Source organism: Lysobacter tyrosinilyticus, assembly GCF_054779815.1.
On the sequence record NZ_BAAGXN010000001.1, the window covers coordinates 772,223 to 798,437 of the forward strand.

At 63.3% G+C, this 26,215-nt stretch carries 30 protein-coding genes; 14 read left to right on the plus strand and 16 right to left on the minus strand.

Going from position 1 to position 26,215, the window contains the following annotated elements; genetic code table 11:
• Window positions 1–121 precede the first annotated feature (121 nt).
• Window positions 122–1,147, plus strand: a complete 1,026-nt coding sequence (locus ACYVGK_RS03225; protein ID WP_460731787.1) for a proline iminopeptidase-family hydrolase — start codon at window positions 122–124, stop codon at window positions 1,145–1,147.
• Between the two features lie 151 nt (window positions 1,148–1,298).
• On the opposite strand, the gene ACYVGK_RS03230 is transcribed toward ACYVGK_RS03225, so the two are convergent.
• Window positions 1,299–1,787 (minus strand): hypothetical protein, encoded by a 489-nt coding sequence (locus ACYVGK_RS03230; RefSeq protein ID WP_460731788.1) that lies wholly within the window; start codon window positions 1,785–1,787, stop codon window positions 1,299–1,301.
• Between the two features lie 228 nt (window positions 1,788–2,015).
• Here ACYVGK_RS03230 and ACYVGK_RS03235 point away from each other — a divergent pair, with 228 nt between their 5' ends.
• From ACYVGK_RS03235 to ACYVGK_RS03255, 5 genes are all read left to right on the plus strand, one after another.
• Entirely contained in the window at window positions 2,016–2,654 is a 639-nt protein-coding gene (locus ACYVGK_RS03235) for an NADPH-dependent F420 reductase (protein WP_460731789.1), read from the plus strand.
• A gap of 143 nt (window positions 2,655–2,797) precedes the next feature.
• On the plus strand, window positions 2,798–3,433 hold the full coding sequence (locus tag ACYVGK_RS03240) for a GNAT family N-acetyltransferase (RefSeq protein ID WP_460731790.1): 636 nt from the start codon (window positions 2,798–2,800) through the stop codon (window positions 3,431–3,433).
• A 310-nt stretch (window positions 3,434–3,743) separates the two neighbouring features.
• Window positions 3,744–4,649, plus strand: a complete 906-nt coding sequence (locus tag ACYVGK_RS03245; RefSeq protein WP_460731791.1) for a cyclase family protein — start codon at window positions 3,744–3,746, stop codon at window positions 4,647–4,649.
• 67 nt (window positions 4,650–4,716) lie between these two features.
• Window positions 4,717–5,097 carry a VOC family protein gene (locus ACYVGK_RS03250; RefSeq protein WP_460731792.1) on the plus strand — a complete coding sequence of 127 codons (381 nt, stop codon included), beginning with the start codon at window positions 4,717–4,719 and terminating at the stop codon, window positions 5,095–5,097.
• Window positions 5,098–5,116: 19 nt separating this feature from the next.
• Window positions 5,117–5,698, plus strand: a complete 582-nt coding sequence (locus tag ACYVGK_RS03255) for an Hcp family type VI secretion system effector (RefSeq protein WP_460731793.1) — start codon at window positions 5,117–5,119, stop codon at window positions 5,696–5,698.
• A 79-nt stretch (window positions 5,699–5,777) separates the two neighbouring features.
• Here ACYVGK_RS03255 and ACYVGK_RS03260 read toward each other — a convergent pair whose 3' ends face one another.
• The 7 genes from ACYVGK_RS03260 to ACYVGK_RS03290 form a co-directional block, all read right to left on the minus strand.
• On the minus strand, window positions 5,778–6,200 hold the full coding sequence (locus ACYVGK_RS03260; protein WP_460731794.1) for a nuclear transport factor 2 family protein: 423 nt from the start codon (window positions 6,198–6,200) through the stop codon (window positions 5,778–5,780).
• A 228-nt stretch (window positions 6,201–6,428) separates the two neighbouring features.
• On the minus strand, window positions 6,429–6,836 hold the full coding sequence (locus ACYVGK_RS03265; RefSeq protein ID WP_460731795.1) for a hypothetical protein: 408 nt from the start codon (window positions 6,834–6,836) through the stop codon (window positions 6,429–6,431).
• Between the two features lie 297 nt (window positions 6,837–7,133).
• A complete protein-coding gene (locus tag ACYVGK_RS03270) occupies window positions 7,134–7,835 on the minus strand; it encodes a hypothetical protein (protein WP_460731796.1) in 702 nt (233 codons plus the stop codon).
• Between the two features lie 142 nt (window positions 7,836–7,977).
• Complete coding sequence (ahr, locus tag ACYVGK_RS03275; RefSeq protein WP_460731798.1) at window positions 7,978–8,985, minus strand: NADPH-dependent aldehyde reductase Ahr; 1,008 nt, start codon at window positions 8,983–8,985, stop codon at window positions 7,978–7,980.
• A 91-nt stretch (window positions 8,986–9,076) separates the two neighbouring features.
• The gene (locus ACYVGK_RS03280; RefSeq protein WP_460731799.1) at window positions 9,077–10,264 is read right to left on the minus strand and encodes a DUF418 domain-containing protein; all 1,188 of its coding nucleotides are present in this window, start codon (window positions 10,262–10,264) and stop codon (window positions 9,077–9,079) included.
• Between the two features lie 238 nt (window positions 10,265–10,502).
• Window positions 10,503–11,159: a phytanoyl-CoA dioxygenase family protein gene (locus tag ACYVGK_RS03285; protein ID WP_460731800.1), complete on the minus strand. Its 657-nt coding sequence runs from the start codon at window positions 11,157–11,159 to the stop codon at window positions 10,503–10,505.
• Between the two features lie 106 nt (window positions 11,160–11,265).
• The gene (locus ACYVGK_RS03290) at window positions 11,266–12,273 is read right to left on the minus strand and encodes a phytanoyl-CoA dioxygenase family protein (RefSeq protein WP_460731801.1); all 1,008 of its coding nucleotides are present in this window, start codon (window positions 12,271–12,273) and stop codon (window positions 11,266–11,268) included.
• 235 nt (window positions 12,274–12,508) lie between these two features.
• Between ACYVGK_RS03290 and ACYVGK_RS03295 the strand changes: the two genes are divergently transcribed.
• The 3 genes from ACYVGK_RS03295 (at window position 12,509) to ACYVGK_RS03305 (ending at window position 15,814) form a co-directional block, all read left to right on the plus strand.
• A complete protein-coding gene (locus ACYVGK_RS03295; RefSeq protein WP_460731802.1) occupies window positions 12,509–13,822 on the plus strand; it encodes a hypothetical protein in 1,314 nt (437 codons plus the stop codon).
• Between the two features lie 124 nt (window positions 13,823–13,946).
• Window positions 13,947–14,888 carry a 2-dehydropantoate 2-reductase gene (gene panE, locus ACYVGK_RS03300; protein WP_460731803.1) on the plus strand — a complete coding sequence of 314 codons (942 nt, stop codon included), beginning with the start codon at window positions 13,947–13,949 and terminating at the stop codon, window positions 14,886–14,888.
• A 74-nt stretch (window positions 14,889–14,962) separates the two neighbouring features.
• Window positions 14,963–15,814 (plus strand): hypothetical protein, encoded by an 852-nt coding sequence (locus ACYVGK_RS03305; protein ID WP_460731804.1) that lies wholly within the window; start codon window positions 14,963–14,965, stop codon window positions 15,812–15,814.
• Between the two features lie 70 nt (window positions 15,815–15,884).
• Here ACYVGK_RS03305 and ACYVGK_RS03310 read toward each other — a convergent pair whose 3' ends face one another.
• Both ACYVGK_RS03310 and ACYVGK_RS03315 read right to left on the minus strand, forming a co-directional pair.
• Window positions 15,885–16,472, minus strand: a complete 588-nt coding sequence (locus ACYVGK_RS03310; protein ID WP_460731805.1) for a hypothetical protein — start codon at window positions 16,470–16,472, stop codon at window positions 15,885–15,887.
• 2 nt (window positions 16,473–16,474) lie between these two features.
• A complete protein-coding gene (locus ACYVGK_RS03315) occupies window positions 16,475–16,825 on the minus strand; it encodes an RDD family protein (protein ID WP_460731806.1) in 351 nt (116 codons plus the stop codon).
• Window positions 16,826–17,046: 221 nt separating this feature from the next.
• On the opposite strand from ACYVGK_RS03315, the gene ACYVGK_RS03320 reads away from it, so the two are divergent.
• Window positions 17,047–17,442, plus strand: coding sequence for a hypothetical protein (locus tag ACYVGK_RS03320; protein WP_460731807.1), 396 nt, complete (start codon window positions 17,047–17,049; stop codon window positions 17,440–17,442).
• Here the strand turns inward: ACYVGK_RS03320 and ACYVGK_RS03325 are convergent.
• From ACYVGK_RS03325 to ACYVGK_RS03340, 4 genes are all read right to left on the minus strand, one after another.
• Entirely contained in the window at window positions 17,327–18,070 is a 744-nt protein-coding gene (locus ACYVGK_RS03325) for a hypothetical protein (protein WP_460731808.1), read from the minus strand. The two genes, ACYVGK_RS03320 and ACYVGK_RS03325, sit on opposite strands and share 116 nt — an antisense overlap.
• Window positions 18,071–18,316: 246 nt before the next feature.
• On the minus strand, window positions 18,317–19,351 hold the full coding sequence (locus tag ACYVGK_RS03330; protein ID WP_460731809.1) for an NAD(P)H-dependent flavin oxidoreductase: 1,035 nt from the start codon (window positions 19,349–19,351) through the stop codon (window positions 18,317–18,319).
• 233 nt (window positions 19,352–19,584) lie between these two features.
• On the minus strand, window positions 19,585–20,118 hold the full coding sequence (locus tag ACYVGK_RS03335) for a tetratricopeptide repeat protein (protein WP_460731810.1): 534 nt from the start codon (window positions 20,116–20,118) through the stop codon (window positions 19,585–19,587).
• A 188-nt stretch (window positions 20,119–20,306) separates the two neighbouring features.
• Entirely contained in the window at window positions 20,307–20,687 is a 381-nt protein-coding gene (locus tag ACYVGK_RS03340; protein WP_460731811.1) for a hypothetical protein, read from the minus strand.
• 803 nt (window positions 20,688–21,490) lie between these two features.
• On the opposite strand from ACYVGK_RS03340, the gene ACYVGK_RS03345 reads away from it, so the two are divergent.
• Together ACYVGK_RS03345 and ACYVGK_RS03350 are read left to right on the plus strand one after the other, a co-directional pair.
• Window positions 21,491–22,090 (plus strand): hypothetical protein, encoded by a 600-nt coding sequence (locus tag ACYVGK_RS03345; RefSeq protein WP_460731812.1) that lies wholly within the window; start codon window positions 21,491–21,493, stop codon window positions 22,088–22,090.
• 97 nt (window positions 22,091–22,187) lie between these two features.
• Entirely contained in the window at window positions 22,188–22,817 is a 630-nt protein-coding gene (locus tag ACYVGK_RS03350; protein ID WP_460731813.1) for a hydrolase, read from the plus strand.
• A 30-nt stretch (window positions 22,818–22,847) separates the two neighbouring features.
• Here ACYVGK_RS03350 and ACYVGK_RS03355 read toward each other — a convergent pair whose 3' ends face one another.
• Window positions 22,848–23,138 carry a type II toxin-antitoxin system HicA family toxin gene (locus ACYVGK_RS03355; RefSeq protein ID WP_460731814.1) on the minus strand — a complete coding sequence of 97 codons (291 nt, stop codon included), beginning with the start codon at window positions 23,136–23,138 and terminating at the stop codon, window positions 22,848–22,850.
• A gap of 149 nt (window positions 23,139–23,287) precedes the next feature.
• On the opposite strand from ACYVGK_RS03355, the gene ACYVGK_RS03360 reads away from it, so the two are divergent.
• The gene (locus ACYVGK_RS03360; RefSeq protein WP_460731815.1) at window positions 23,288–23,941 is read left to right on the plus strand and encodes a glutathione S-transferase family protein; all 654 of its coding nucleotides are present in this window, start codon (window positions 23,288–23,290) and stop codon (window positions 23,939–23,941) included.
• Between the two features lie 28 nt (window positions 23,942–23,969).
• Here the strand turns inward: ACYVGK_RS03360 and ACYVGK_RS03365 are convergent, their stop codons facing one another.
• On the minus strand, window positions 23,970–24,899 hold the full coding sequence (locus ACYVGK_RS03365) for an aspartyl protease family protein (protein ID WP_460731816.1): 930 nt from the start codon (window positions 24,897–24,899) through the stop codon (window positions 23,970–23,972).
• A 796-nt stretch (window positions 24,900–25,695) separates the two neighbouring features.
• On the opposite strand from ACYVGK_RS03365, the gene ACYVGK_RS03370 reads away from it, so the two are divergent.
• On the plus strand, window positions 25,696–26,214 hold the full coding sequence (locus ACYVGK_RS03370; RefSeq protein ID WP_460731817.1) for a hypothetical protein: 519 nt from the start codon (window positions 25,696–25,698) through the stop codon (window positions 26,212–26,214).
• Window position 26,215 lies beyond the last annotated feature (1 nt).

Sequence of the window (26,215 nt, forward strand, 5' to 3'; positions counted from 1 at the left end):
TCGTAACGAAGGCGATTCCACCCGGGTGAGGGCTAGGGTGTCCCTGGGCAACGCGTCGGCAGGCCATGCCTGACCTCTACGACGCTAGACTTTCCCGACGCACGCACCCGTGGAGTACGCCATGCTCCGGTTCCTGTTTGCGCTGTCGCTCGGTTTGCTGTTCGTCTCGCCCGTCCTCGCCGCCGACCCGCCCACGCTGCGCGCCTACCACGCGAACGCCAACCATGCCGACGCCTGGCAAGGCGGGGTGCGCATGATCCCCATCCACACGCCCGCAGGCGACTTCCGCGTGTGGACCCGTCGCGTCGGCAACAACCCCCGCATCAAGCTCCTGCTGCTGCACGGTGGGCCAGGGGCGACGCACGAGGCGTTCGAGGTGTTCGATTCGTTCCTGCCTGCTGACGGCGTCGAGTACTACTACTACGACCAACTCGGCTCCTACTACAGCGATCAGCCCGACGATCCGCGGCTGCTGACGATCGATCGCTACGTCGATGAAGTAGAGCAGGTCCGCCAGGCGCTAGGCCTCGACCAGGACAACTTCTACCTGCTCGGCCACTCGTGGGGCGGCCTGCTCGCGATCGAGTACGCGCTCAAGTATCCGGGGCACCTCAAGGGCCTGGTGATCTCCAACATGATGTCGAGCATCCCCGCATACAACCGATACGCGAATGAGGTGCTCATGCCGCAGCTCGATCCGGCGGCGCTCGCCGAACTGCGCCGGCTCGACGCGGCGAAGGACTACGCCAACCCGCGCTTCGAGGAACTGCTCGTCCCGCACTACGAAAACCATTTCCTGCGTCGTCCGATCGCCGAGTGGCCGGAGCCGGTGCTGCGTGGCTTCGTCAAACATCTCAACCGCAAGGTCTATGTGCCGATGCAGGGTCCAAGCGAACTCGGCGCCAGCGGCGTCCTCGCCGACTGGGATCGCACCGCGGACCTCGCGAAGATCACCGTCCCCACGCTCGTCATCGGCGCGCGGTACGACACGATGGACCCGACGTGGATGAAGATGATGAGCCGGCGCCTGCCGCACGGCGAGTATCTCTACCTGGCCAATGGCAGCCACGCGGCCTTCTACGACGACCAGCAGGCCTATTTCGCCGGGCTGCTGAAATTCCTGCATCGGGTCGACGACGCGCGTTAGTTCCTGAAAACTGCAGCAGAACGAAGAACGGTGTCAGAGTGCCATTCTAAGAAATGACGTGAACTGTCCCGAAAACGGGATCCGGATCAAAAGGGGACGGAGGCAATTAGGACCTGCTAATTGCCTCCGTCCCCTTTGTCACTCTCAAAAACTAACGAGGCACGTACTTGATACGTGCGCTATCGGTGTCGACCAGAATCGTCGACCCGTTGCTGGCGCCAGGCAGAATCACGACGTAGTCGCTGCGAGTGAGCATGCTGATCGCGCCATCGCCGAGACGGTCGGACGAATGGCGAACTGCCAGACGGTCGTAGATGTTCTGCAGGGTCGCATCTGCGGGCGAATAGGTCGCGGCGATGTGGCTGGCGATGTTGATGCGATTCGGTTCACCCGTCGATACGCCGCGATCGCCCCAGGCGCACTGTCCAGGGGCCAACGATCCCCCATTGGGCCCGGCCGAGCTCAGGGTGCGGGTGAACGTCGCCGTGAACCCACCGTAGATTCCGCCTGATTCGACGACGAGTGGGCCGCGACAGTACAGGTCATACGTACCCGAACCAAGCGCGGTGCCCGACAGAACCGAGCCCGACAGAATTACCCCGCCGACGGCAACGAACCGCAAGATCTTCGTGACGCGCATCTTCTTCCTCCATAAAGACGAGAACCACGAGAACAGTAGCACGCATGATCAGTCACTCAGGCAGCGCTACGCCTATGGGCGAGCGAAAAGGTTCCAGGTTCGATTTCATCGAACCTGGAACCTTTACTTGTTTCATATGCGCTCGTTGACTCCATGCCTGAAAATCAATGCAGCAGACCCGATAGAGGGCTCTGCTCGGTCTCGCTGTTTGTCCCGATGGAGAATTTGATGAAGATAGGCGTTCTTGGATCCGGTGAAGTCGCCAAGACATTGGCCACCGGTTTTATCAATCATGGCCATGAAGTCATGGTGGGCACGCGCGACAGCGCGAAGTTGGCCGAATGGGGCGCGCAGAACCCGGGTGGCCATGTCGGCAGTTTCGAGGCAACGGCCGCCTTCGGCGAAGTCGTTGTCCTGGCAGTGAAAGGCAGCGCGGCGGCGGACGTCCTGCGCGCAGCGGGTGCGGCCAATCTGGTGGGGAAGCCGGTGATCGACACGACCAATCCGATCGCTGATGCGCCGCCCAGCAACGGTGTTTTGAAGTTCTTCACGGGTTCCGATGATTCGCTGATGGAGCGCCTGCAGGGCGAATTCCAAGCCCTCCGTTTTGTGAAGGCGTTCAATTCCGTCGGAAGTAACCGCATGGTCGATCCGCAGTTCACCGATGGCAAGCCGACGATGTTCATTTGCGGCAACGATGATGCGGCCAAGCAGACGGTCGGTGGTCTCCTGGATCAATTTGGCTGGGAGGTTGCCGACATGGGCAAGGCTGAAGCCGCACGCGTCATCGAGCCGCTGTGCATCCTGTGGTGCATTCCCGGATTTCTGCGTGGCGAGTGGTCGCACGCCTTCAAGCTGCTGAAGTGATTGATCTGTCCGGCAGGCTGGGTTGGCCCCACTGACCCAGCCGGCCGATAAAAGGGGTCAGGTTCATTTACGCATCGACTGAAAGTGCGCCTGACCCTTTACCGGAGAAAGGAACTCTGGCCCCTGTTTCTAACATCCTTGTTATGCCGAGAACTCCCATTGATCACTCGTTGCTTCTGGCTTGGCTCACCGCGCGATCAGTGGCTCGTGATCTTCCGCTCCCCGTGCCAGACCGGGGCGGGTTCCGGGTCGACACGAGTTCCAAGGACGAGGTGTGTCGCTGGGTATTCCCCGAGGTCTGCGAAGGCCTGAGTGAACTCGGACGTGAGCTCACTGCAGACCGCCACTTTCTGAAGCTGTGCGGCGCCGAGCAAGATCTGCGCAACGCGCTGCCGCCGCAGTGGAAGATCCAGCCGACGCGCTACTTCATGCGAGCCGGATCGGCACAGACGGACGCGAAACCGTTGTCGGACGGCTACGTGATCAGGTGCGAAGAGATGGGTTCGAACATCTGTGCGGCCGTTTTTGCAGCCGATGGCAGTCTGGCGGCCCGTGGCCATGCGGCCGAAGCAGCCGGTGTGTTCGTCTATGACCGGATTGAAACCGCCGTTGGCCATCGCAGGAAGGGATTGGGGGCGAGCGTCATGAGCGCTCTAGGTGCGCTTCGCAGATCTCCTGCGGCGCCGCAGCTCCTTGTTGCGACGGAGGACGGCCGCAAGCTTTACGAAACCCTGGGGTGGTGGGTGTTGTCCCCATACGCAACAGCAGTGATTCAATGAAACAGACCTCGTGGGGCGCAATCGATCAAAAGGGCGCAAACCGGGGTCAGAGTCGACTTTAGGAAGGTCGCCGCCCAGGTGCCGCACGCGGATGCAGGTGCACTTTGCGCACCATTGGATTCAAGTGCAGAACACTGCCCCATCGGTTGGAGGATTGAACATCCTGGATGCTGTCGTATGTTCCGGGTCGTGAAGCCGGGTGCGACTTGCGCTATTGCCGCGCCGAACCACGACTTCGATCCGCAGTTGACCACTGACACGCGCCGACAACCGTGCGCGGGCACTGACACCCAAACCGGACACGAGAGAAATGACTGACAGACGTGCTTGTTTCGACTTCGAGGTCGACTTTTCCAACGGAGGAGGCATCCAGGGCCAGGGATTCCGCCTGGACATCGATGGCGACGATATCGACAACGATGCGCTGGCTGCCTACATCATCCAGGACCTGCGCCTGTTGATGGTCGGTGAGGTGCGCATCCTCAACAAACGGATCATCGAGGAACGACACAAGCGCGCCATCAACGTCGTCGACGCCGATGAGGCCAGCGATCATGCCGAACTGATCGACCTGAGCCACACGATCGAAGACGGCATGATCACCTACAAGGGCCTGCCCGCCCCGCTGATTTGCGATCACCTTTCGCGCGAACAATCCCGCGCGGCCTATGCGGAGGGCACCGAGTTCCAGATCGGGCGCATCGATATGGTCGCCAATACCGGCACCTATATCGACACGCCGTTCCACCGCTATGCGCACGGCCATGACCTGGCCGGTCTGCCGCTAGCGAAAGCGTCAGGTCTGCCCGGGGTCGTGGTCCGGCTCGAGGGGTTCGAAGGACGCGCAATCGATTGGCACGCGTTCGCAGCGACCGATGTCAAAGGCAAGGCCGTGCTTGTCCAGACCGGATGGGACCGCCACTGGCGTACCGATGCCTACTTCGAAGGACATCCCTTCCTGACGGAGAAAGCGGCCCAGCATCTGCGTGACAACGGCGCGGAGCTGGTGGGCATCGATTCCTTCAATATCGACGACATTTCCGGTGGCGAGCGGCCGGTGCATTCCGTGCTGCTCGGCGCCGGCATCCCGATCGTCGAGCACCTGACCGGGTTATCAAGGCTGCCAAATCAGGGCTTCAGCTTCTGGGCCGTGCCGCCGAAAGTCGCTGGCATGGGCACGTTTCCGGTGCGTGCACATGCGAGGGTCCGTTCGTGACAAAGGGGTCAGGTTCATTTGGACCCTGCGTTGAATCCGCGTAATCCCGTTTTGCAAGGAGCCTACGATGCACCACTCCCGTCTTTGCGCACTTTTGATTGACTGCCAGGTGTCCGATGTCGATCAGGCGGCCAAGTTCTGGGCCGATGCACTAGGTCGCAAGGTAGATCTCGATCATCCCGGCACTCGCGGCAATTACCGCATGCTGGAAACGCCTCCCGATGAGCCCATCGTCCAGATCCAGCGCGTCGAGCATGAGAGTCGTGTCCACATCGACATCGAAACCGACGATATATCTGCCGAGGTTGCACGTCTGGAAGCGCTGGGTGCCCAAGTGGTTGACCGCCTGGAACGCTGGGTCGTGATGCAGGCTCCCACGGGGCAGCGCTTCTGCGTCGTTCGAGTTCAGCGGCCCGGATTTCCAAAGAACGCCACACGCTGGGATTAGATCCCGTAAGGACAACGTCATGGATTTGATACTGCTACAGCCGGGTAACAAGACGATTTTCGGAGGCGACGACACCAACAGCTGGGCCGCCGACGCCGCCCCGGGCGGTCCCGCCTACGGTCTGGACGATCCGATCGCCAAGCAATTCGGCCACTGCATCGAGTTGGTGTCGGTGCATCAAGGCGTGAAGCAACAGGTCACGACCGATGTCAGTAACTCGGCGCGCACCTCGGGCCGCCCGATCATCACCGACTTCACTTGCGTGAAGTACGTCGACAAGACCTCGGTAAAGTTTTACGAGTTATGTCTGCGCGCTGAGCCGCTGGGTAAGGGCAAGGACCAGCCGACCAAGATTCATATCCTGCGCAACTTCGGCGACAAGACGGCGAATATTCTCTCGTTCCATCTGCGCGATGCGTTGATCAGCGAGATCCAATTTCAATCGCATTCGGATGATATGCCGACGGAGCAGTTCAAGCTCAACTTCACCGAAATCCTGTGGGAATCCACGGTGCAGAGCGCTGACGCCGCCCGCGCCGGTATCGAGTCGTCCGGTTGGAGCCTGGCGCGTAATCGGGTGATCGGAAGCTTTACGGATTAGCGAAAAAATGGAGCGGAGGTAATTAGGAGCTATTAATTACCTCCGACCCCTTTGTCCTAAACGCGATTGCTGCGTTATGTCAGTTTTCCAGCTTGGAATGCTGCGAATACCAGGCGTGCCAGCGGCCGTCGCGGAAATAGAAGACGTCGACGGACCTGTCAGTGTCGCCGTGGTGTTGCACGACCGCGGAATTGCCGATCACGCGAATAGTGGAGGTGGGCGACAAGGGCTTGGCATGGTCGCCCGGGTGGGCTTTGGCGTAGTTGCTGGCCAATTGCAGGATCTCCGCCTTGGTGCGGGCATGGCCGGTGGTGCTGACCGAAACGTAGTCGGCATCCAGCAAGACGGCGAGCGCGGCGGTATCGCCGGTGATGAAGGCTTCGCTCCAGCGGTTCTCCGCCTCCCGCACGCCGGCACTATCGGCGACTGTAGCGGCACCAAGCGCGGCGCTGGAGATGCAGATCAAACAGGACATTGCGATGACGCGGCCACGCAGTGACATGAACCTCTCCTTGGGAAGATGGGGAACGGCGTGTTGCGCCGAGTCCGACCCCGTCGGGCGAAAAAGGTTCATGGCCCGCGCAGCCCGGGTAAGCGAGGCGCACCCGAGCCCGTAGGCTGGGTTGGCCTAATCAACCCAGCCGGAATCGCTGCTATTGCGCCCTATGCTGGGTTGATGGAGCCAACCCAGCCTACGCGGCTTATCCCCAGCCGCGGGGAGCCCAGTTCCCTAGTCGAACCTGAGCACGTTGCGACGCGTGCGCGGACGTTGGTGGCAGCCAAGTTCCCGCCATCGCTGACGGCAGCGTTGCGCGGTTCGTCGCGCGTCATGCTCGACCCTGCGATGGTCGCGATCGCCGCCGTCGAAGCATTCGCGGTTGACTCGCGCGCGCGCGTCGATGCACAGCGAGTTGCGGAGAATGCGCTGGCTGATGCTGTGGCAGCCGGTCAGGCCATCACAGGTGCGAGCGACGTCATCACACAGGGGATGAACCGGAGCCTGCAGTGCGCGATGCCGTGCCTCGGTACAGCGCCCGGGCGGCCGCAGCGGGATGCCTCCACCGAAGGCGTCGATCCCGTCGATCAGGGCATCCAGCATCTCGTCGATGTCGTCGTAGCGATCCGCAACCGTGTGCATCGTGCCGCTCCCAACGCTGCCTGGCCCGCGCCGATTCAACTCTACGGGAGCATGGGAATCCGGCGACATCGCCTGATGAGGCTAGGACGAATGTGGCAAGACCGGGGTCAGAAGGGCCGTCGGCTGGGTTAGCTCCATCAGCCCAGCATCCGACCAAATCGCACGGGCAGACTGCGGTAGGCGTAGGCCGTTGGATGCCCAGGCAAAAGGGACGGAGGCAATTGAGAACTCTTAATTGCCTCCGTTCCGTTGCTCTTTGAAACGACTGCCTCACGCCGTCGCCGTACCACTCGGAGCTCAGGCGTTCGCCTTCCGCATCAACCACACCGCGGCCGCGAGATTCCAGGTCAACTGTGCCAGCAGCACACTGAGGATCGCGGTCATGGTCATGCTGGTGGGCGACAGCAGCACCGCCGCACACACGGCTGCGCTCGACAACAGGCCGATCGCTCCGACGACGCGATTCGAGCCACGCGACCGCAGCAATGCGAACGACCACGCCAGCGTTCCGACCGCCTGCAGCACCCACCCCAGCTTGGCCAGGTCGTTGAGAACCAAGCCGAGGTAATGGATGAAGTCGTAACCGAAGCGAACGCGTTCGGGAGAACCGGCAATCGCATCCATGGCGACATGTGGCGTGACGAAACCGTCCAGCACCGTCGCTCCGATCATGGCAACGCAGCCAAGCAGATAAACCACCAGCCCCGCCAGAACCTGCGGACGGTGCAGATCCAGGCGCCGGGCCAGGCTGGCGTAGCCGAAGGCGTAAGCGCATACGCTCGCGATCGCCACGCCGTGCACCAATTCCTTTTGTGCCTGCAGTCTGGCGATCCCCCGGAGGATTTCCATCGGCGTCGTGCCGCCACCGCCGCTATCGAGGGCTACGAAGACGGTGGAAATGATCGTGGCGGCAGCAATGGCCATGCCCGCCGACCGGGTGTGCGTGGGGATGGGCCGGCTGGTCAGCGTGACCGGGTCCAGCGTGGCTTCGGAGAGCATCACAGGCGTTTCCTTGAGGACGCATGACGGGGATCGTCGTGCTGGCCCGCAAGGTAGGGGAGGCGTGTATGGCTACTCTTTCCGTCTGGTAAAGATTTGTGAAGCGTGGAAGCGTCGAGCACTTATCCCCAACTTCGCGCAATCACGCATCCAGCACGATGCGATAACGCGCCTTGCCCCCGCGCAGGTGATCCAGCGCGTCGTTGACCCGACTCATCGGGAAGTGCTCGGTCTGCGGCGCGATGCCGTGACGCGCAGCGAAGCCGAGCATCGCGTCGATCGTGCCGCGCGATCCGGTGGGCGAGCCCGACACGCTCTTCTGCCCGGAGATCAGCGCGAACGCGACGACCGGGATCGGCTCCAGCACCGCGCCCACCACATGCAGGCGGCCGTTCGGCGCCAGCGCGGTGAGCAGCGCCGGCCAGTCCAGCGGCACGTTGACGGTGTCGATGATCAGATCGAGCGTTCCGGCCAGCGCCTTGATCGCCGCGCTGTCGCGACTGGACACGACGCGATGCGCACCGAAGGCGCGCGCTTCCTCGGCCTTGGAATCGCTGGAGGTGAAGGCCGTGACTTCGCAGCCCCAGGCGCGGCAGAACTTCAGCGCCATGTGCCCCAGGCCGCCAATGCCGAACACGCCAACGCGGCTGGTCGGACGAATGCCCAGCAGTTCGAGCGGCGCGTACACGGTGATGCCGCCGCACAACAACGGTCCGACTTCGGCGAAGGGCAGGGCGTCGGGAATAGGTACCGCCCATACCCAGTGGCAGCGGACCTTGTCGGCGAACGCGCCGTGGCGCCCGGTGATGGTGCCGACCACCGCGCTGCACAGGTGATGACGGCCGGCGATGCACTGTTCGCAATGCAGACAGCTGTAGGCATTCCAGCCGATGCCCACGCGCTGGCCGAGCGCCAGTCCTTTCGCCTCCGCTCCCATCGCCACGACACGGCCGACGCCTTCGTGCCCAGGCACGAACGGATAGCTCGTCATGCCCCATTCGTTGTCGAGCATCGACAGGTCGGAATGGCAGATGCCGCAGTGCTCGATGGCGATCTCGACGTCTTCCGCACCGAGTGGTCCCGGGTCGTACTCGAACGGCTGCAGTCGTTCACCGGCGGACTGTGCCGCCCAGGCCTTGATCGTCGCCATCGTCTGCACCTCGGGCGGAAGGTGCCGATGTTACGCAGCGTTCGTTCCGTCGCCGTGAGTGTGGCGACGGCCGTGTGTGGGTTGAAGCCCCCTATCGGTTGATTCCCTCTGGCACGGCGAGCTTCGATATTCCAATGGACGAGATGGCTCCGCCGTAACACAGCTTCCTCCAAAGCCACTCCACTGGACCGTATTGGAAGCGCGCCAGCCACCATCGGCTCAGAAACACCTGAAGGGTATAGATGCCAATGGCCAGGATCAGATAGAACCAGTACGGCTTCGTGTTGAAGATTCCCAATCCGGCTCCGGAAAACACCGCGGCGATCAGTACGCACTGGACCATGTAATGGGTCAGTGTCATGCGGCCCATGTCTTGCAGGTGAGCACTCAAGACCCGCATCCGCCCCGTGCCGTGCAGCCAACACAGGCCGGTGGCGACGGCAAACATCGTGCTGATGACACCCCAGTAGCCGAACCTGAAATAGGTCAGGAGCGGGGCCTTGGTCTCGTTCAAATACGAGAACGCCGCAGTCAGGACAACGGCCAAAGCAAGGCTCGTAAAGAAGATGCGCCTGACCAGCCTCGGATCAGTGCCGAGCCTATGGATGAAGTTCGACCGGTGTGCCGCGACGCCCAAGAGCATGCAGGCCAACATGAGTACATGCACCATGATGGCGTAAGGCGGATTGAGTATCTGCAGATACCAGGTCGTTTCCAGGTTGAAGCGGAAAACATCCAGCCAGCTGTGACTCTTGAAGGCGGGAATCAACGCATCGGCCTGAGCCTGGAAGCTGACCCCAAGCGGTCGCGTATAGGCCGACACGAACGGAATGACCAGGATCAACAACAGGCTTGTGCGCAGCAGCGTTTGCGGGGAGCTCTTGCGGAACAGGAGCAGGAACACCCCCAGCAGCGCATAGTCCCGAAGGATGTCGCCGAAGAAGAACATGGAGTTCAGAAAAGCAAACGCCAGCAGCCACGCCATGCGCTTGAGGAAGAAGGAAATCGGCTTCGCGGTGTTGTTCACAATGTTCCCGATCAGAACGCTGAAGCCATAGCCGAACAGGATGCTGAGCAAGGTCCAGGACTTCGCGGCGAACAGATACCGCGCGATAAATTCCAGGACGAGGGTCAGGGTGTCCTTATCGCGCTCCGGGTCTGCTCCCAGGTAGTAGAACGACAAGAAGTTTCCGATCACTACTCCCAATAGAGCCCAACCGCGCAGGAAGTCGACGACGGGGGCACGCAACTGGGAGGGCACGGGCTGGGCAAGGCGCATGGATTCTCTCGAGGAAGCTCTTCGGGCCGCCGCGTCTGTCTCGTCATTTGTCGGGAATGCCTACCCCAGTCCGAACGCAGGCGCGGACCTTCCCTGTCAAGCGCAGCAACGCGGCGATGCCAAGCTAGATCCCAATCACGGGCGCGGACAGTACCGGTTCGATGCGATCCCTTGGTGCCAATTCGCGCCAGGGAAAACAGGGTCACGGCCGTACGGCGGTTGAAATCGCCCTACGACGTTACGGATCAAACCGCTCGGTCGTATCCATGCGGACACCGCGCAAATGCGCTGTGGCGAGGTGCGAGGTATGACGGGGCTCGGCGAAATAACCGATCAGGATGGAGCGACGTCGCGCGCCGTTTTGGTTCAGGCTGGCCGCATGCAGCAAATCGGCATCGAACACCAGGATGTCGCCCGCGGCGCCCGTGAGCTGTACTGACGCGGCTTCGCCGTTGACGTCGCACAGCGTCGCGCTCTGCGCGGGCCGATGACTGCCCGGGACGACGCGCGTCGCGCCGTTCGCAGGACCGAAGTCGTCGAAGAAGGCCAGGGCGTTCACCGTGTCGCCGGACCGTTGCGCCGACAGGTCGCGATGCAGACCCTGATGGCCAGCGCCCGCGAGCGGCTCGCGACCCTCCACCTGCGCGAGGAAATACCGTTCGCCGATTAGCGTGCCGACCACGGCCAGCAGCGCTGGCAGGCGGCACACGGCCTGCACGTTGGCGTCGAGGTCCAGCTGCGAATGGCGCCAGCCGGGTCCACGCGGCACCGGCCATTGGTCGGATGGCCTGACGCCCGCATCGAACGCGCTGCGTAGATCGTCCAGCCACTCGGCCGGGATCGCTCGGCGGAGCAGGGCGTAGCCGTCTTGCTGGATTTGTTCGTGGTCGATCATGGCTATTCGATTGCGGTCGTTCCAAAAGGACCAGGACGGGAGCACATGGCTGATGCAATGCAGGATCGTAGGCGGGATTGGCTCCTCCAGCCCAGCCTAGGTTGCCCTAGAGAATGCCGCCGGCCGACATCGGCTCCTGGTGCGGCCGGGCCAGGTAGAACCCTTCGGCGGCGGGTTGTTCCAATCCACGCAGCCAGGCGTATTCGTCAGTGCGCCAAATGTCCCCTTCACGCCAGAAATGCGAAACGATGGATTGGCGCGTGGCATCAGGTGCAGCGATGGGCAGCCCGCCATGAACCGTATGGGCATGCCAGAAGAACACATCGCCGGGCTTGCCGAGAAAGTGCGCGCGCCGGATGCCGCGGCGCTCGATCTCCGCCAGGATGTAGTCGAGATAGCGGGGCTTCTCGCGCTCGATCGAGCGCACGCTGCCGTGCGAGAACAGGTACTGCGGGATGAGGTGCGATTTCGGGTAGTAGAAGAGCGCGCCGTTATCCATCGAGTAGTCCTCGAGCACGATCGTCATTCCCGCCATCTTTCCCTCGATGGCCGGTGGCAAGACGAACGTGTCCACATGCGGCTCGTTCTCGCTGCCGAAGTTGAAGTGCAGCGAGTTGACGATCAGCGGATGCCCGTCGAACGCCTGCCGCAGGAACGATGCCAGCCCGCCACTCAGCAAGGTATGCCGGAACGAGGCCGATTCGAGGTAGACATCATTGAGGCGATGGTGTGCATCGCGCACATGCGCCGGGCAGTCGCGGATGGCAATGCGGTGGTCGCGCAGCTCGCCGCTGGTGATATCCACCATGATGCGGCCCATGTCCGGATCCAGCCAGCAGCGGTCGCGCTCGGCCTGCAGGCGCGCGACCTGGTCGGCATCGAAGTAACCGCGAAAGATCGCGAAGCCGTTCTCGTTCCAGCAGCGAACCTGCTTGCGGATCTCGGCCGCATCCGCCCGCAGGCGGTCGCGCAGCATCCAACGTGCCCGTTGCGCCTTCTCGGCCGCTTTGCGCAAGACGCCCTTCATTGCATTTCCCTTGGTGTGATCTTGATTGCGATTTCGGCGCGCATTCTGCGGCAGATTTTCAGCGCGGGGAATCATCGCGCTTTGCATCGTCTGCTCGGAATCGCACGGCGTGTCTGTCGAGCGCCCAGATGCAGTAGCCGTCAGTCGAGCACGGTGCCCAACAGCTGCAGGTCGCTGCGCTTACACGCTGATGGCCCAATTGATCTGCGCTGAGCCATGCAGGTTTTCGCCAAGGATTGCGTGCTGGTCAAGCAGTGCACCATGCCACCGAGGCTCTCGACCTGCTGCATACTCGCGGTCCATTTCTCGCATGGACTATGAGATGACGCACTCGCTCTTCCGCATCACCCTGATCGCCTGCGTGGGTTTCGCTGCAAGCCTGGAGGCCGTACCTGCGACAGCGGCGGTCGATCGCGACGGCGCCAACCTGGTGTTCGACGAGTCGCGCACCATCTGCGAACGCGATGCCGGCGCACTGTGGGATCGTTCGTTGTGTGGCCCGATCCTGATCGTCGATCCCATGGACCTCGCCGCGATCGCTAACCAGCAGGACCAGGGCAACAAGTTGACGGCGAACGGCGGCGTGTTCACAGGGACGCTGCCGAGCAGCGCCATCCTCGCCAATACACGCATCGAGTGGTCCGGCACGAACTGGACTCAACTGCTGTGGCCGGTGTCGTTCGAGACGTCGATCCGCCGGGTCACGCTCGCGCACGAACTCTTTCACCGCATACAGCCCGACCTCGGCCTGACCCGGCCCGAAGCGGGCAACAGTCACCTCGACACGCTCGAAGGCCGCTATCTGATGCAGCTGGAATGGCGTGCGTTGGCACGGGCGCTGATGGCCGACGATGTGAAGGCCCGCCGCGGCCATGTCGCCGATGCGCTTGCGTTCCGGCACGCGCGTCAGGGCTTGTCCAAGGACGCTGCCGGCGACGAAGCCGCGCTGGAGATCAACGAAGGCATCGCCGAATACACCGGCGTACGGCTTGGCCTGGCGCGCGCGGACGCGCGGCTGGCTTACGCGACCTTCGACTTGTCGCGTTTCCTCGACGCACCGAGCTTCGTGCGCTCGTTCGCGTACGCCAGCGGTCCCGCCTACGGCCTGCTGCTGGACGATGCCGATCCCGCCTGGCGCCACAAGCTTGCCGCCGGTGCCAACCTGGGCACGCTGCTGGCGGACGCCTACAAGACCGGCACGGTCGCGTCCGCCGAGCTCGATGCACGCAAGCGCCGCTACGACGCCGACGGCAGCCTGCGCGACGCGGAAGTCCGCCGTGAGCGCGAGCGCGTTGCCCGCGTCGACGCCTACCGCGCTGCGCTCGTCGATGGGCCGGTGTTGGTCTTGCCGCTCGCGAAGTCGAACTACCAGTTCAATCCCCAGACACTGGTCGCGCTCGACGACACCGGCACCGTATACCCGACCCTGCGCCTGACCGACGCCTGGGGCGAGCTGGCGGTGGAGCGCAACGGCGCGCTGGTCTACGCCAATCAGACGCGGGCAACGGTGCCCTTGCGCAGCGGCGAACCGCTCCGCGGCGACGGATGGACGCTCACCCTGAAGCCCGGATGGAAGATCGCGCCGGGTGCGCGCGTCGGCGATTCGACGCTCGTGCGCGACGACCGCCAGCCGTAAAGAAACTGACTCAAGGGACGGAGGCACTTGGGAGAAACCCATTGCTCCGTCCCTGTTCTCTGGTGTGGCAAGAAGCCGGCTCGCAGCGGAGAATCTGCGCCTTCTCGCGAGGGACAGGGATTCAATGCGGATATTGGTATTGGGTGCAGGCGGAATCGGCGGCTACTTTGGTGCCCGGCTGCATGACGCTGGCGGAGACATCACGTTTCTGGTGCGTCCCGCCCGCGCGGCGCAGTTGCGATCCGAAGGACTGCGCGTAACCAGTCCGCTGGGCGACGCCCGAATCACGCCGAAGGTCGTGACGGCAGCGGACCTGCAAGGCCGATTCGATCTCATCATCGTCGCGTGCAAGGCCTATGACCTGGCCTCCGCCATGGATGCGATCGCTCCCGCGGTGGGCGATCAAAGCGCCATCCTTCCGCTGCTGAACGGCCTTGCCCATCTGGAGGTATTGGATGCGCGCTTTGGCTCCGGCAACGTGTTGGGAGGTCTGGCGCATCTAGCCGTGGCTTCCCCGTCGACCGGTGAGATCAGGCATCTCAATGGCTTTCACCGGCTGGTCGCGGGTACCCGCGGCGCCGACAGCCCGCATCTGCAGTCGCTTGCCCGCTTGCTTGGAGCGACATCGATCGAGTTCTCGATCTCCGAACAGATAGAGCACGACATGTGGGGCAAGTTTGTGTTCCTCGCCACGCTTGCGAGTGCGACCTGCACCATGCGCGCCAGCATTGGCGAGATACTGGAAACGACAGCGGGCGAGGATTTCGTCGTGGGTCTTCTGGATGAGTGCGAGCAGGTCGCAGTCGCGAACGGTCACCCGCAGACGGCGGCACAAATCTCCGCCTATCGTGCGCAACTCACGGAGCGAGGTTCGAGCTATACCGCTTCCATGCTGCGCGACATCGAGCGCGATGGGCCAACGGAAGCCGATCACATCCTGGGCGACATGATTCTTCGCGGCTCCCGTTGCGGGGTGGTCGCGCCACTTCTCCGGTTGGCCTACTCGCACCTCCAGGCGTATGAGTCACGTCGCCGACCGGATGCGCTCTACAGCGATCGGAATTGATGGCTGCCACGAAATGAAACTGCACCTGGCTCGACAAGTGCCTCGACACCAATACCTCTACTAACGCTCACGCCATGTCCCGACCCGTCATCTACGCCGCTGTTCTCGGCTTCTACTTGCTGGGCTCTGCCCCTGCGGTTGCCTTCGAGGCGCCGGAGGAGGATCGAGCGGGAAATCGGATCGAGGCGTTTGAGGCGATAGCAGCGGATTCTGCGGTCCACTGCACCCCGGACCGTCAATGGTGTGCGCAGATCCATTCGGACGCCCAAGACGGAAGCCGGCTGCTCGAGGTGTTCGACCAGACGGCCCCTGTCAAAGAACGACCGACATGGCGTTACGCGCTGCCTAAAGGTGAAGACTACGAAGAGGGCGATCCGCCCACGTTCTGGCCCCGCATCGTGCGCCTGCAAGCTGGCGATGGTCCCGGGCACGGACGACACAGCGCGATGATGGGTGTGGTAATGCACTTCCGCGCCGGGTACTCGGGGGGCGGAGCGAGCGCTGATCACCTTGTCCTGATCAAGGTCGATGCGGGATATGGCAGTGAGGCGACGTTTGCGGAGGTGCTCTCAGTTCCACTGAGCGGCGCGGCCATGATCCGCGCCTGCTTCTCGGACGCGGATGTCGAACAGCGGGCGGGGGCTTGCCACGACGAATACAGCTTCTCGGCGACCTTGACCTTGCACGATGCGGACGCCTCCGCGGGCCTGCCGGAGTTCAGTTATGAAACGGAGGCAACCAGCTTCCCGGGGCCCGTTTCACGCAACGCAGACTCGCTCGCCAACCCGGCGCTCAAAGAGAGCGACCTCGTTACAGTCGTCAATCAAGAGTGCAGCTACAGCCGCATCCTGCGTTTCAATCCGGCCATCGGGCGTTACGAAGCCGACTCACCCCTGCCAGACTGCAGTGAGTTCACTGCGCCGTAGGCGAATGCAGGAAGTACAGGGGCGACAGAGAGGGACGGAGGCGTGAGAGAGGCTCCGTCCCCCATTTCTTCTATGGGGTTTTCGCCGGCCCCAGTTCGTCCGGCTTGAACCGGAATGCATACGAGCGCCAACCGGTCGCGATGCCCAGGTCATATCCATACGTCAGCGTCACTGCGACGACGTCGCGTTTCGCGAAGCCCGGCGCGGCCTGCAGCATCTTGCTGGCGATGCCCTTGGCGAAGGGCTTGTCTTCCACGCGCGGGTTATCCAGCTGGAGTATGGCCGCGACATAGGTGAGTTCGCCGCCGCTGCCGGAACTGAAGCCGGCGTTGACGGTTGCGTACTTCACACCGGGCTCGGCGTTGATGGCTTCGAGCGCGGGGAATATTTCCTCGAACACCGGCAGTCGCGTCAGGGACTGCGTCAGGAGCGGCAACGACAACGCCATCACCAGCAGCAACGCCACCGCGATGACGTGTCCGCGCCACAGTCGCGGCACGTGCCCCGTCGATGCGGGTGCAGCGACACGCACGACCCATGATCCCGCTGCGAAATCGTGCAACGAGCGCCGCGTGGTTCGATTGAAGACGAGCAGGTACAGAATCGAAAGCATGCCGCCGAACACGACCAACGAAATCACGTAACCCAACGGGGACATGATCACGTCGAGCGGCAGTGCTGCGTTGTTGAGGAAGACACGCCATAGCGCAGCAAGGAACGCGGAACCGACATCAATTGGCCGTCGAGCGTGACGGCACGGATGGACAAGGCCCGCTTGCCGAGCGTTTGTCCGCCACCGATCCGGCTGTTCAATACGCCGAAATAAAGCAACGCGACGGCGAAACCCAGCAGCCGGCCATACGGGCCCAGTTGCGCCAGGGTGTCGAACATCGCGAACCCGGCAATCATTCCGAACACGCCCAGCACCACGCTGTCGATCGCAAATGCGGCCAGGCGGCGCCAGAAGCCACTCACCGGCGACGGCGCGGCTTCAGCAACAACAGTTTCCATGCGTTTCTCCCCAAGAGTCGCTACATAATGCCCGGAAGAGCGGGGGTCGGAGCGCCTTTTGGGTTGCGTGTGTCTTGTCGCGCGACACTCGCACCGCTTTGATTCCAGGCTAGAGAGGAAGGAAAGAGACCAATGTCTCCGTCCCGATTTCCAGCCACAGCACCGCCGTGACACCGACCAAGTTGCTTCAACGCCTACACCTACTCCGGAGAAGGACCCCGATGAAATACCTGCCGCTCGCTATGCTGCTCATACCGCTGTCCGCGTTCGCCGCCAATGGCGGAATGGGGGAGGCCATCACCGCTACAGCCCGAGCGACGGGCATGAGCAACCAGTTCGGCACGCGCTGTGGCTTCGACAAGACGTTGATGGCGCGGCACAAGGCCAAGTTCGAGGTGGAGGCACGGCAGGCGAACGCGACGCTGCCCGCCGGACAGCAGGTGGACGCGGACGCGGAGTTCCAGACGGGCTTCGACGAAGCCAACAAGTTCTACGACTCGATCAAGGACGCCGCGATGCGCCAACAGATGTGCCAGGCAATGATGGTGCAGATCCGTCAGGCCGTGGACTACCCGAGCGTCCTGTCTCTGCCCACGCGTGGCATGCGGCCGCGGTAAGCCTGCTCGCGTAGGCCGGGGCAAACCATGGCAGTACGGTAAAGGCAGCCTCTTCGCCCCGCTCCTGCGCCTCGCCGGTTTCGTTCAACGCTTCCGGATCCGTTTCCAGTGCGACCCACGCGAGTTCGGGCATCGGATGTTTGCGCAACAGCGCCGACAACTCGTTCGCCTCGTCCATGCAGCCGCGACACCAAGATGCCCAAAGCTGGAAGGCGGCAAATCGCTTCCCGTCCAGTTCACTGCGTTGCAGGAGAGTGCCATCCGCATGCCGGGATGCGGCGATCAACGAATCCAGCAATGCCGGGGATGAGGATGCATGCAATGCATTGCTTGCCGGCGTCGCATGCGTGCTCGCGAACCTGGCCAGTGGCTCGGCAAGGTCGCCGGTGACGGCAGCCTTGCCGGTCTTCAGATCGACCAGATAGAACTGCGGCACAACCACATCCTTCTTCTGGTCGATGACGATGTTGGCCAGCAACTTGCGGTCGTAAACGACTGCGATACGTGCGACACCGGCGGGCGCCGCGGGCAATGACATCCTCGGGCCTAGCGGCGCAACACTCTGCTCCTTGCCATCGACGAGGATCCTGCCGTCTTTCCATTCCAGGCACTTTCCATCGTCGATCACCCCCTTGCACTCGTGCTGCGCGGACGTGTCCGCGGTGGCAGGCCGTGAAGTGGTCTGAGCCCATGCCGAAGCCGCGAACAAACCACACCACAACACGCCGATGAGCCTGCTTCCCTGCATTGCCCTCTCCTCTCTGGTTGGCGGCTAACAGCCTATGCGGAGTGCGGTGTTCTCTGTTGTGCCGGCAATGCGGACTCAGAGCGCCGAGCCAATCAGGAAATGCGGCGCCTGCGCCCCCCCAACCCGTCAATCCAGGCCCACCAATCGGCGCGTCACTTCGCCCGCTGCCATGTCGGGAAAGCCGCCGGGCCGTGTACCCGACCACAACGGCGTGAAGTCGTCCTGACCGCGTGCTTCTGCGGCCGCGCGCAGTGGCGCGAGCGCTTGCGCCGCCCAGGGAAACGCCGGTGGCAGGGCCGACAATGCACCCAGGTCGCGCATGAGACGGTTGACCAGACCGCGCGCCGGGCGGCCGGTGAATAGATTGGTGATCGCGGTGTCGCGTCCGGACTGCTGGAGCGCAGCCCGATGTACCGCCGAGGTTTTCGCTTCGGGACACAACAGGTACGCCGAGCCGACCTGCACGGCGGCCGCGCCCGCCGCGAGCATGGCTTGCACGTCGCCTCGGCTGCCAATGCCACCAGCGGCGATCACCGGCACACTCAGGTTGCGGCACAAGGCGGCAACAAGTTCGGGAGTCATCGGTTGGTTGTGCACGTCGTTGGCGAGGAAATGCCCGCGATGGCCGCCGGCTTCGATGCCCTGCGCGATGACGACATCGGCGCCATGGCGTTGCAGCCAGAGCCCCTCGTCCAAGGTCGTGGCCGACGCCAATACCACCGTGCCCCACGCCTTGATCCGCGCCAGCAGCGGCGCGGGCGGCAGGCCGAAATGGAAGCTGACCACCCTGGGGCGGAACGGCTCGAGCAGATCCACGGTCGCCGCATCGAGTGGCCGACGTGCGCCAGCGGTTGATGGCGCTGGGGGCTGAACATCGAACTCCCGGTAGTACGGTTCGAGCACGCCTCGCCAGCGTCTCTCTTCCTCGGGATCGGGCTCCGCCATGGCGTGACAGAAGAAGTTGAGATTGATCGGTCGCGCAAGCGTCGCGAATTTCTGCAATGCGGCCAGCAGCTGCGCCGGACTCAGCAATGCGCACGGCATCGAGCCGAGTCCACCCGCCGCGGAAACCGCAAGGGCGAGTGCTTCGTCCTGCACGCCCGCCATGGGCGCTTGCACGAGCGGCAATTCGGTACCGAGCAATGCATGGATGGCGCTCATCGCGATTCCCGCCTGATCGAGTCCGCAAGCTTACGGCCGGCAGTGGAAACAAGGTGCGTAGCCTGGGTCGGCTCCGCCGTTGCGCAAAAAAGAAGGCCCGCTTGCGCGGGCCTTCACATACATGCCGGAAGCCCGGATTACTTCCTCGGGAGCAGGGCCAGAGTTTCAAGCGAACAGGCGCGGGTGAGTCCAATCATCCGCCCGCGGCCCATTTCTTCATCTGACCCGGCTCATCACTCCTGCGGTCGCACGCCGAGATACGCGCCGGCGATGTGCTCGCTCATCCAGGGGTCGTTGTTCTCAAGTTCGACAGCGCGGTCGAACATGCGTTCGGCAGTGGCGCGGTCGCCCTGCAACAGGTAGTTCGCGCCCACTTCCGCGAAGCCGCGGGCGTCGTCGGGATTCTTGGCGAGGAAGCCTTCGAACATCGGCTTCGCCTTGTCCCAATCACCGGCCTCGGCATAGACGCGAGCAATGCGATAGACGTCGCTGTCTTCGTGCTTGCCATTGAGCACGGCGTCGAACACGGCCTGGCCCTCGGCCTTCATTCCGCCCAGGTAATAGACGCGGCCGGCGCCGATGCGCTCCCAGCTGCCGTTCTTGCCGGATTGCACGAGTGCCAGCGACAACATGGTTTTTGCAGCGTCCTGCGGCGACTTCTCGCGGTACGAGGTGGGCTCGGGTCGCAGCTTCTGCGCGCTGTAACCCACGCCAATGCCGGTGACAAACAGGACCGCGGCGGTGGCCGCCATGACGCGCTTCTTCATGAAGATTCCCCTGGTGAAGTGATGAGCGCGCGTTCGTTGCGAACGCGCAGGCCACGCACTATGCGGCGCGGCGGGAGGGAATAAAAGTAGCGCTGGGTGCAACGACGACCAGTGCTACCAACAGTGCGACAACCTGCAAAAAAGAAGGCCCGCTTGCGCGGGCCTTCGTATGCATACAGGAAACCGGATTACTTCTTGGCTTCCTCAGCCGCCTTGTCGGCCTTGTCCGCGACGTTCTTTGCGGCGTCGGCGGTCTTCTGTGCAGCTTCCGCAGTGGCGTCGGCCGCCTTCGAGGTGGCTTCGGCGGCGGCGGCCTTCGCGGCGTCGGCGGTCTGCTCAACGGCAGCGCCGGCTTCGGCGGCGCCTTCGCCGGTGGCGGCGGCGCCGGCTTCGACGCCTGGCTGCGCGGCTTCGCCGGTGGCTTGAGCAGCGTCGCTGGCAGCCTGGCCGGCCTGATCGGCTGCGGCCTTGGCTTCAGCGGCTTCGTTCTGGGCCGTCTGGGTTTCGTTCTTGCAGGCCGACAGCGCCAGGACGGCGGCGGCAAGGAGCACGACGAGCTTGGTGTTCATGACCGATCTCCAAAAAGGTGGTTTGAAAACAACGATCTCTTTGCAAAGCAGGATCAACTACAACAGGCAATGTCAGTGCGCACTGCGTCCGGCCAACGCCGGCCCGATCGTCACTGACCAAGACGAACCGACAGTTTCTCCGATAGCGACAAGGCCGTTTACCACAACAGGTGTTCGCGACTCTTCACGGGCCCGGATTTCTACCACGGTCTGGTACGACACGCGAGTACGACCCTAAGCCGTCCCCTGACAGCCGGCGTCGGGGGCGACCGATGCAAACCTTGAAGGAACGGGTGGCGGCCTCGACTTCTTGCTGGCTTCACGACTGTCCGGCAGGCTCGACCAACGGCTTGGAACACGGTCGGGGCAATTGGATATGACCCTGTTTGCGTCGGTGAGTATCGCGAAGCGATTGCCAGCTATGACGCCTCCATCCAGCGCAACCCTCAGGGCCGCGTCCTCCTATTACGTCCGCGGCTTGGCCAAGCGTGCGATGGGTGAAGCCGATGTCCAGGCCGACTTGGATAGGGCGTTGTCGCTGGAGCCAGGAGTGCATGGGCGTTATGCGGGCCATGGGGTTGCGCCTTAAGCGCGCGGGAATCCGCGCCTTCCGCTCCAATCCGTCAACCGCTACGCTGCGCCGCTGATTTCCGGGGGAACTCATGCGAACCACCTCGCTCCTGATTTGCGCCGTCGCGCTCACGGCTTGCTTCTGTGCACCCGCTGCTGCGGGGCGCGGCGCTTCGCCGACTCGCGTTACGAAGACGGCAGAAGAATCGCCGGTACTGCCGCCCGATGCCCGCGTGGCAGGCGTCAGCTTCGGTGAGTGGACGGCGCATTGGTGGCGCTGGGCTTTGTCGCAGCCGATTCCTCCCTATCTCGACCCGGACGGACGGTTGTGCCAAATGGGGCAGGGCGGTCCGGTGTGGTTTCTTGCGGGGACGGACGGGACGTTCACGGCGCGGCGCAAATGCGTGATACCCAAAGGCAAGCATGTGCTGATTCCGGTCATCAACATGTACTACCCCTACCATGCGGCCGCTTCCGATCCGGAACATACGCATCCTTGTGAAATCCTGCAGGCGCGCGCGGCAGTCAACAACGATCATCTGGTGAGCGCGGTCGTGCTGATCGACGGCAAACCAGTGCCCGACGTCAAGCGTTACCGCGTGCGCAGCGACGGTTGCTTCGCGCTCGATACCAGCGTGCCGATCGAGGAAAGCATCACCGCGGCCTCCGATGGCTACTGGCTGATGCTCAAGCCGCTGTCCCCGGGGCGACACGTCGTGAATATCGGCGCCAATTACGGCGCCTCCGGCAAAGGCTCGTACGGGCACATGCAACAGAACTTCGAATACGTAATCGACGTGGGTGGGGCGACGGATCTGGCCAGCGCGTGGTAGCCCCTTCCTGGCGGCTTCCCTGAAGCGCACCTGCTTGATCCGTTCTTAACCCCGGCTGCGCGGACAATCGCGCACTTTCCCCGCGCAGGAGTCCGTCATGTCCGGTGTCACGCCGATCCGCGATCCGAAGACCGACGCGCTGCTCACGCCGCACAACGCCGCCATCGCCTTCATCGACTATCAGCCGGAGCAGTACGCCGGTGTCGGCTCGATGCCGCACGACGAACTGGTGGCGAATGTCACCCTGTTGGGGCATGTGGCGACCGCATTCGGCTTGCCGGTGGTGCTGTCCACGGTCTACGTGCAGCACGGCATGGGCGCGACCAATCGCGAGCTGCGCGCGGCGCTGTCCGGCATCGAGGAAATCGACCGTACCTCGATGAACTCGTGGGAGGATCCCGATTTCCGTGCAGCCGTCGAGGCGACCGGGCGTCGCAAACTGATCATCGCCGGGCTCTGGACCGAAGTGTGTGTTGCCTTTCCCACGCTCGATGCGCTGCGCGAAGGCTATGAGGTGTACGTCGTTGCCGATGCCATAGGCGGCGTCAGCACGACATCCCACGAGAGCGCGATGCAACGCATGATCCAAGCGGGCGCCAAGCCGATTACCGTGCTCTCCCTGGCCTGTGAGCTGCAGCGCGATTGGGGTCGGCCCGAAGCCGATCGCCTGCGTTACGTCCTGCGCGAATATTTCGCTGCGCATCGGGCGTTGCGGTCGGCGCGCTGATTTTGTCGGTCGGATGATGGCTTGCGAAGGTCAGCGGTCAGGCTCTTCGCCGCGCTGCTCATACAGTGACGGCGTCACGCCAGCCGCAGCCAGATAGCCGCGCAGGCTGCGCACGGCGTTGCGGTCTAGCGCCGTGCCCTGATGCGGGCGATGCAGTACTGCTTCGACCTGCTTGATGCGGAAGCGGATGCGATTGCCGCTCAGGGTTTCGACTTCCGCACCCAGGTGGTGCAGCAGGGATTCCACTTCGCGCCAATGGATATTGGCGCTGACCGGGTCGTGGAAGATGGTGCGGATCAGTGCGCCGTGGCGATGGCTCATGGTGCGAAGTGTGCCGTTGCCCTACTGGCGCCAACGACCTTCAGGTGCGGAGGCGGCCACGGGTACGTCAGGGACGAGAGACGGCGTGTCGCCCCAAGTCGCGCGATCGCTGTGCGCGATCATGATGTATCGCCCCGTTGGATGTCCGCATGACCAGGATCCTGTACTCCGGCACCCGCAATGCATCGAGCTGGGCCTTCCGCGCCTGGCTTGCGCTGAAGGAAGCCGGTATCGCCTTCGACGAGGAGGTGGTGGACATCCGCCAGCCGCAGCGCCTTGCGAATCTCGCGCGGATCCGGCAGTTCTCGCCGCCGGGTGCGGTGCCGGTGCTGGTTGACGACGATGCGGTGATCTTTGATTCGCTGGCGATCATGGAATACGCCAATGACCTCGCCGGCGGCGTGCTGTGGCCTCGGGATCTGCGTGATCGCGCCCAGGCGCGTGCTTTGTTTGCCTGGCAGCACGCAGGTCTGTCGGGACTGTGCCCGCGGCTGTCGTTCGAAAGCGCTTTCTATCCGGATCGCCGCGCGATGAGCGAAGCCGAACGCGGTGACGCGGCGCGAATCTTTGAAGTCTGGGAGCAGGCGCTGGCGCGCAGTGGCGGGCGCTGGCTCGCGGGATCGCTGTCGCTGGCGGACCTGGCCTTCACCCCTACCGTAGTTCGCCTGCGCGCACACGCGCCCGAGCTGTCGTCATGGCCGCAGGCCGCGGCGTGGATGGATGCATTGTTGGCACGCGCCAGCGTGCGCGAATGGATGGAAGAGGCGCGTGCCGTGCCGCCGGTTCGTCTGGCGGACTACTAGCGAGCGCCGGCTGGTCCTCCGGCTGGTCCTATCGACACAGCGCGATGGTCTTCGAGCGCTGGTCGATGATCAGCACGAAGTTCTGCAGCACGTGCGCTCCGACGAGCAATTCGGGAAAGCGGTCCGCGACGCGCACTTCGACGTCGGAAACGCTGATGCCTCCGATCTGGAATGGGCCATGGATCGTTGCCCGCTGGGTTTCGATTTCGCCATTCGTCAGTTGCCCGTGTCCGGCTTGTTCGAGCGTGCCCGCGGCAACTTTGGCGTACAGCGCTTGAGGAAGCACGAAGCTCACGTTGGCGCCCGTGTCGAGGCTGCCCTGGGCCTGCACTCCGCCGATGGAAATGGGGACGCGGAAGGCGCGTTCATAGCTCAAGACGTTGCGGTCGGTGGGTGACAGCGCGTGGCTGCGGTTGAACGTCAGGACCTTCCTGGGATAGTCGATGACCAGCAGCCCATCGGCGAAGAATTCCCGCGCGATGATTCCGGAAAAAGCGGCCTCGGGCGCCTTGCGGCTGCTGTAGTCGCGGGTGATGACGTCGAGATCGTGCCGGGCCAGGCCGCCCAATTCGAGCGCCGCCAGATGCGTGGTTTCGACGGTTGCGGTCTGTACGCCATCCGAACTGCTTGCCTGCCCCTGCAGCGTGAGCCCGAGCGCGGACACCAGGCTGGCATCGGCGCGGGCCATTCCGCTGGCACCCGTGTCGACGGCGAACCGATACGGGCCGCCGCCATTCACCCGCGCCTGGACGTAGATGCGGCCGTCCACCACTTCGAATGGCGCGTGGACGAGGGCATCCGTCTCCGCGGCTTTGGACAGTCTGCAGGCGTCGTGCGCGGCGGCATGGGCGTCCATGCAGGTCGCGGCGAAGAATGTGCTTGCCAATGCCAACGCCAATGCCAGCGACGCGACGGCGCTCTTCGCTGGAGAGGCGATGGCGGGTTTCTTGTTCGGCACGTGGGTGCTCCGAGGGCCAGCGGGATTGGCCGCAGGGCGCGGCTTTGCTGACGAGGCTCCAGCCGGGTTGCCATGCGGGCAACGCATTTGCGACGAATCGCGGCTAGGGGCGACGAAGTCTGCGACGTGCGCGACGACGGAAGCAAAGCAGCTCGCTGCGCTCGCTCCCCCTCACACCCCAAGGGTGCTTCCTTCGGGCGTCCGGCCTTCGGCCCCCTTCTCCCCGCACGCGGGGAGAAGGGGATGCTAGCTCTTGCGCGCACGCCGGGAGGGTGCTGGTTCTTGCCGAAGGCGGGTGAGGGGCGCTTTTGACTTTGCTGTTCGCCGAAGCAGAAGCAGCTCTGTAGCTCATCTCAATTGCGACGCGCGTCAAAACTCGCGCGTGACGCTTGCAACGACTTCTCAGGCGTCAGCGACTCGACTGCTTTGCGCACATCTGAGATGCAGATCAACTTTCGATGCCGGAATACACCGAGAGCCGCATTCAGCATTGAAGATCTTCATCACATTTTCGTTGAGAGGTTGCGTCGGCTTCTGACAAAAATGCGCACCTTCCGCCGCTCTGCGTACCAAGTTCTGCAATGACCATCTCACTGCGCGTGAATAGCCAGCTGGTCTAATCGCCGCCGTTTTAACCGGTAGATAACAAAGAGCGCGAGCAGTCGAAACACTGCAGCGCCAGTCGCCGGTCGAGGGGAAACAAAAAATCCACGTAGCGAAACCACTGCAACCCGCCATGCGCGGGTTGCACGGGGAAGTGCGTCTTCGTGGCCGGGGAACTGTGAGGGCGGATTGCATGAAGAAGATTTTCCTGAAGGCGGTTGTGCCGTTCCTGCTGGCCGCGGCCTGCGTGCCCGCGTGGGCCGCGGACAACGCTTATCGCGAGCAGATGAAGGGCCTGGACGAGCAGGTGCAGGAGGTCAAGTCCGACGTCCTGTCCATTGCCGCCGAGCTCAGCCAGCTGGAAGAGAAGCTGCTGTATCCGTCCGACACGCACTTCGCGGTCTTCGTGCAGCTCGCCAAGGGCGACACGCTGCGCCTGGACTCGGTGGACGTGAAAGTCGACGGCCAGCCGGCCGCGCACTACATCTACAGCTTCAAGGAGCTCGAAGCCCTGCAGAAGGGCGGCGTGCAGCGCCTGTACACCGGCAACATCGCCAGCGGGCAGCACCAGCTCGAAGTGACCGTGAGCGGCAAGCGCGCCAACGGCGAGGCCTACAGCCGCAGCCAGACGGTCGCGGTCAGCAAGGAGATCAAGCCCAAGCTGGTCGGCCTGACCGTGTCCGGCGATTCCATCACCGCCACGGACTGGTAAG